Genomic DNA, 5,668 nt, shown 5'->3' on the forward strand with positions numbered 1-5,668 from the left:
GTGGGTGAGGTACCGGGGCGGGGGGTGGGTGAGGAATGGACCACGAGGGCTCCCCTCCGGCGCGCGGGCGCCGTTCGTGGGTGAGGTACCGGGGCGGGGGGTGGGTGAGGAATGGACCACGAGGGCTCCCCTCCGGCGCGCGGGCGCCGTTCTCTCTCTGGGCGAGGCAGGCGACCGGCCGTCGGGCCGTGGGTGCCACGGCTCAGCAGCGCCGGTGCCGGCCCTCCTGAGCGGAGCGTGAACCCCATCGGCTGGCCTCCCGGAGGACGGCGGTGGTGCCGTCCGTCCCCTCGAAACTACGCCCGTGTGATTCCGCTCACCACCCCCGACACGCCCCCGGCGCGAGGTTTAACCCTCCGTTCACGCGCTGGTCCGACGAGAGCTCCACGAGATCGGCCCGAACGTTCGAGATCGACCCTCGGAGGGTCGACCTCGCGACGCACGGGCCGATCTCGCGGGAGTCAGTGCTCGACGTGCTTCGGTGCCATCGCGACCGCGCACACGAATCCCAGGACGAGCACGACGGCCGTGACGGCGAGCGTCTGCCCGACGGCGGTCGCGAAGCCCTGGTGGAACGCGGTGGTGGCGGCGTCGGTCACCTGGCGCGCGACGTCGTCGGGCACCCCGGGCGGGAGGTCGAACCCGCCCGCGCCGCCCTGCAGGGAGCCCGCGTTCGCGAACCCGTCGACGAACTGCTGACGGAACTGCTCCGGGAGCGACGCCGCCGCGTCCCGCGCCGCGGCGGGCAGCGTGACGGCGAGGCGCGCGGTGAGCGTCGCGACGATCGCCGCGGAGCCGATGACGCCGCCCACCTGGCGCGTGGTGTTGAACGCGCCGGCGCCGGCGCCGGCGGTGCGGTGGTCGAGGCCCGACGTCGCGAGGTTGGCGAGCGGCGAGAACACGCACCCGGTGCCGATGCCGAACAGCGTCATGGGCAGCACGATCGTCACGACCGACACCCCGGGGCCCACGACCGCGGCGAGCCAGCCGATCGCGACCGCGAGGACGCCGAAGCCCGTCGCGACGACCCACTTGGCCGGGACCCGGTCGGACAGGCGCCCCGCGAGCGGCGCGACGATCCCCGACACGAGCGACCCCGGCAGGTTGACGAGGGCGGCGTGCAGCGGGGACAGCCCGAGGATCGACTGGAGGAAGATCGTCAGCGGGAAGAAGATGCCGATCATCGCGAACGAGACCGACATGCCGGCGACGTTCGCGAGCGAGAAGTTGCGCGAGCGGAAGAGTCGCAGCGGAAGGAGCGCGCCGTCGCCGAGGTGCCGCTGCCACAGGACGAAGCCCACGAGCACGAGCAGCCCGGCGCCGATGACGCCCCAGACCGTGATCGGTCCGGTGATGGTGCCCCAGTCGTAGGTCTCCCCCTCCTGGAGGCCGAAGACGACGGCGAACAGGCCGACGACCGAGAGCACGACGCCGAGCACGTCGAACGAGCGCTTGTTCGTCGCGAGGCGCGGCAGGCGCGTGAGCGCGAACCACAGCGCCACGACGCCGACCGGCACGTTGACGAAGAAGATCCACTCCCAGCCCCAGGACTCGACGAACACGCCGCCGAGCAGCGGTCCGGCGATCGTCGCGACGCCGGCCGTCGCACCCCACAGGCCCATGGCCGCCCCGCGCTGCCGCGGGGGGAAGACGCGCGTGATCATCGCCATGGTCTGCGGCGTCATGAGCGCCGCGCCGACGCCCTGGACGACGCGCGCCGCGATGAGCATCTCGATGGAGCCCGACAGCCCGCACCAGGCGGACGCAAGCGTGAAGACCGCGAGACCGACGACGAACACGGGCTTGGGTCCGTACCGGTCACCGAGGCGGCCGGCGAGCAGGAGCAGCACCGCGTAGGAGAGCAGGTAGGCGCTGTTCACCCAGCCCACCGCGACGAGGGACGCGTCGAGCTCGGTCTGGAGCGTGGGGACGGCGATGTTCACGATCGTGGTGTCGACCATGATCATGAAGAAGCCGAGGATGAGCGGCGGCAGGATGCTCCAGGCGCTGCGGCCGTGGAGGTCGACGAGGGGCACGACGCGCGAGCCGCCGTCGGCGGGCGCGGGGGCCGTGCTCGGGCTGCTGCCCGGGGCGGGAGTGGTCACGAGGTCTCCTGAGGTGAGGCAGTGCGGGGGAAGCGGAAGGCGGCCGCGGGCTCCTCGGTCCAGCTCAGCGCGCCCGACTCGACGTCGGCGATCGTCGCGTCGAGCCACGCGATCTCCGCCGCCGTCTGGTGGAGCTGGAAGGACGCGTCGAGCAGGATGCGGCGAGGCAGCCCGCGCGCCACGACGCCGTCGAGGTGCTCGGGCACCCCGTCGATCGCGGCGGCGAGCGCGGCGCGACGCTCGCGCAGGAGCGCAAGGGCCTCGTCGCGCGGGAGGTCGTGCACGAGCGCGAGCCCGACGGGGAAGGCCGGGTACTCGGGCGGCGTCTCGCGCACGAGCTCGCGCGTGCGGTCGTGGTGCGCGGCGACGCCTGCGTCCGTGATGGCGTAGACCGTGCGCTCGGGCCGGTTGCCGTCGCGGTCGACGCCCGCGCGCTCGACGAGGCCGTCGCGCTCCAGCCGGTCGACCGCGTGGTAGACGGCGCCCGGGTTGAGGCGGACGAGACGGTCGTCGCGCCGCTTGCGCAGGCGTACGAGCATCTCGTACGGGTGCATGGGCTGGTCGAGCAGCACGGCGAGCACGAGGGTCGCCGTGGGGCTCAGGCGTGGTGCGGGCACGGTCGTCTCCGGGACGGTCTCACGGGCGGGAGGGGCGGACGGCGCGGGCGCGCGGGCCCGGACGGGGAGGTCCGCGAGGAATATTCCGCTTGGAATATATGCCTCGGGCGGGCCGGGTGTCGACCCCGGACGGTTCGCGCGGTCGTGGCACGCCGCGTAGGTTCACGAGCCATGAGCGTCACCGACCTGCTCGACCTCGACGCGACCGCCCTCGCCCACGCGCTCCGGACCGGTGACACCTCCCCCACCGAGGTGCTCGACGCGACGCTCGACGCCGCGGGGGGCGTCGGCGCGGACGTCGGCGCCTTCACGGTCCTCACCGCCGATCTCGCCCGCACGCAGGCGCTCGCCGCCGAGTCGGCGCTCGTCGCGGCGCGCCGCGCGGGGAGCGCGGTCGAGGGGCCCACGCCCGGTCGTCCCGACGGGCTCCCCCCGTTCCTCGGCGTCCCGTGCCCGATCAAGGACCTCACGATGGTCGAGGGCGCGCCGATCCGTGCCGGGTCGGCAGCGATCGACCCGTTCCCGGCCCCCTACGACGACGGCGTCGTGACGCTCCTGCGGGCCGCAGGCACGGTCATGATCGGCAAGACGACCACCCCCGAGCTCGGGCTCCCCTGCTACACCGAACCCGACGTCGGGCCCACGGCGCGGACGCCGTGGGACCTCAAGCGGTCCGCGGGCGGGTCGAGCGGGGGCGCGGCCGCCGCGGTCGCCGCGCGCGTCGTCCCCGTCGCGCACGGGAGCGACGGCGGCGGGTCGCTGCGCATCCCGGCGAGCGCGTGCGGGCTCGTGGGGCTCAAGCCGTCGCGCGGGCTCGTGAGCCCGGGCCCCTACGGGGTCGACGGCGCCGGGCTCGCCACGCACGGCGTCCTCACCCGGTCGGTGCGCGACGCCGCGGCGTTCCTCGACGTGCTCGCTCGGCCGTGGCCGGGCGACACGTTCACGGCGCGCCTCGCGACCGCGCGGGGCGGACGGCGGCTCCGGGTCGGGCTCCTGCTCGAGCCCGTGATCGCCGCCGACGCACCCGTGCACCCGGCGTGCGCCGACGCCGCCCGCGCGACCGCGGCGCTCCTCGCCGGGCTCGGGCACGACGTCGTCGAGATCCCCCCGCCCTTCGGCGCCGAGCGCTGGGACGCGTTCGCCGCCCTGTGGTCGGTCGGCGCGCTCCAGGCGCCCGTCCCGCCGGACCGCGAGCACCTGCTCGTGCCGCTCACCCGGTGGCTGCGCGAGCGCGGGCGCGGCGTGAGCGGGCTCGCGTACGCGACGGCCCTCGGCGGGGTGCAGCAGCTCACGCGCGAGGTCGCGGCCGCGTGGGCGGGCATCGACGTCGTGCTCTCCCCCACCCTCGCCCAGCCCCCCGCGCTCGTCGGGAGCCAGCGGATCGACGACGACCCTGCCGCCGACTTCGCGGCCCAGACCGCGTTCACGCCGTGGACGAGCGTCTGGAACCTCACGGGCCGCCCCGCGATCTCGCTCCCCCTCGGCGAGGTGCGCGTGACCGACCCCGACGGGACCTCCGCCATCGTCCCGGTCGGCGTCATGCTCGGCGCCGACCACGGCGACGACGCACTCCTCCTCGACCTCGCCGCCCGCCTCGAGGAGGCCGCGCCGTGGTCCCACCGACGACCGGGGGCGTCGTCGTGACCGCGTACGTCGCCCTGCTGTTCGCCGTGAACGTCGGCGGGCGCAAGGTTCCGTCCACCGCGCTGCGCGAGCTCGCGGGCGAGCTCGGGTTCGCGCACGCCCGCACGGTCGTCAACAGCGGCAACCTCGTCGTCGCGCCCGGGACCTCCGGCGCGTCCGGGCCCGACGACGTCGCTCGGCTCCTGCACGACGCCGTCGCCGAACGCTTCGGCGTCGACGCCGCCGTCGCCGTGCTCACCACCGAGCGCCTGCGCAAGATCGTGCGCGGCAACCCCCTCCCGGTCGACGCGCAGGAGCGGCCCGCCGCGCTCCTCGTCCTCGTGGGCGAGACCCCGGTCGACCCGGACGGCGCCGCCACCATCGACGACCGCGGCGGGACGGAGCGCGCCGCCGTCGCGAACGGCGTCCTCTACGTCGCCTACCCCGACGGCATCGGCCGCTCGAAGCTCACGACGGCCGTCCTCGCGAAGGCCGCCGGCACCCCGGTGACAGGCCGCAACTGGAACACCATCACCCGCCTCCTCACCCTCGCCGAGGACACCCGCGGCTGACCCATCCGGCCGAGGTAGAACCGTGGCCACACGAGGGAGAACCGTGGTCGCGCGAGGTAGAGCCGTGGTCGCGCGAGGTAGAGCCGTGGTCGCGCGAGGTAGAGCCGTGGTTCGGCGAGGTGGGTGCGGTCGGGCCTCAAGCCCGCGGGGTCGGGTCCGCGGCGCGGGTGGGCTCGGTGCTCGGGGCTGCGGCGCCGTCACCCCGGGTCCTTCGGCCGTGGGTTCTAGGAGCGCCGCTCTGACGCCCCTTCGCATCCGAGCCCACCCCCACCGCTCGGCCGTCGTCTCACCATGGCTCGGCGGCAAGCCGGCCAGCCGGTCCTTGCCCGCCGAACAGGCGACCACGGCTCGTCAGTCGCCCTGGCCCAGCGCCAACCACCTGCTGGCGCGACCTCGCGACGACTCGTGCGACGTCGCGACGACCGGGACGGTCGCGGCCGTGGCGCGACCTACGACGCGGCGGCGCGACGGCGCGACGGCGCGGCGGCGCGGCAGTGCGGCGGCGCGGCGACGCGGCGATGCGGCGATGCGGCGATGCGGCGATGCGGGAAGTGTCGCGCCGAGACCGGATGCGGCGACGGGACCCGGGTTCGCGAGACCGACACCGCGGGCGGTCGCCCGGGTGAGCGACGACCAGGGCGAGACGACGCCGGGCGGGGTGGGTGGTGGTGCCGCGTCGTGGCGGGCCTGGCGGGAGCCGCGAGGAACGAGCGGCGGATGGTAGACGCGGCACCACCACCCACCCCGCCCA

Annotated in this window: 4 protein-coding genes; 2 read left to right on the forward strand and 2 right to left on the reverse strand. The window is 75.3% G+C overall.

The features are described from left to right. Positions 1-461: 461 nt before the first annotated feature. Both A0J59_RS20180 and A0J59_RS20185 read right to left on the reverse strand, forming a co-directional pair. The gene (locus tag A0J59_RS20180; RefSeq protein ID WP_082379597.1) at positions 462-2,105 is read right to left on the reverse strand and encodes an MDR family MFS transporter; all 1,644 of its coding nucleotides are present in this window, start codon (positions 2,103-2,105) and stop codon (positions 462-464) included. Further along, complete coding sequence (locus A0J59_RS20185) at positions 2,102-2,722, reverse strand: PadR family transcriptional regulator (RefSeq protein WP_053369758.1); 621 nt, start codon at positions 2,720-2,722, stop codon at positions 2,102-2,104. The genes A0J59_RS20180 and A0J59_RS20185 overlap by 4 nt, the downstream gene beginning before the upstream one ends. 171 nt (positions 2,723-2,893) lie before the next feature. Here A0J59_RS20185 and A0J59_RS20190 point away from each other — a divergent pair, with 171 nt between their 5' ends. Together A0J59_RS20190 and A0J59_RS20195 are read left to right on the forward strand one after the other, a co-directional pair. Beyond that, positions 2,894-4,366 (forward strand): amidase, encoded by a 1,473-nt coding sequence (locus A0J59_RS20190; RefSeq protein ID WP_064317264.1) that lies wholly within the window; start codon positions 2,894-2,896, stop codon positions 4,364-4,366. Then, entirely contained in the window at positions 4,333-4,917 is a 585-nt protein-coding gene (locus A0J59_RS20195; RefSeq protein ID WP_064317265.1) for a DUF1697 domain-containing protein, read from the forward strand. The genes A0J59_RS20190 and A0J59_RS20195 overlap by 34 nt, the downstream gene beginning before the upstream one ends. Positions 4,918-5,668: the final 751 nt, after the last annotated feature.

This window comes from Cellulosimicrobium sp. I38E, from assembly GCF_001647255.1.
Classification (GTDB): Bacteria; Actinomycetota; Actinomycetes; order Actinomycetales; family Cellulomonadaceae; genus Cellulosimicrobium; species Cellulosimicrobium cellulans_E.

Coding starts and splice junctions, on each gene's coding strand:
- A0J59_RS20190 (WP_064317264.1), top strand. CDS start 2,894: ATGAGCGTCACCGACCTGCTCGACCTCGACGCGACCGCCCTCGCCCAC.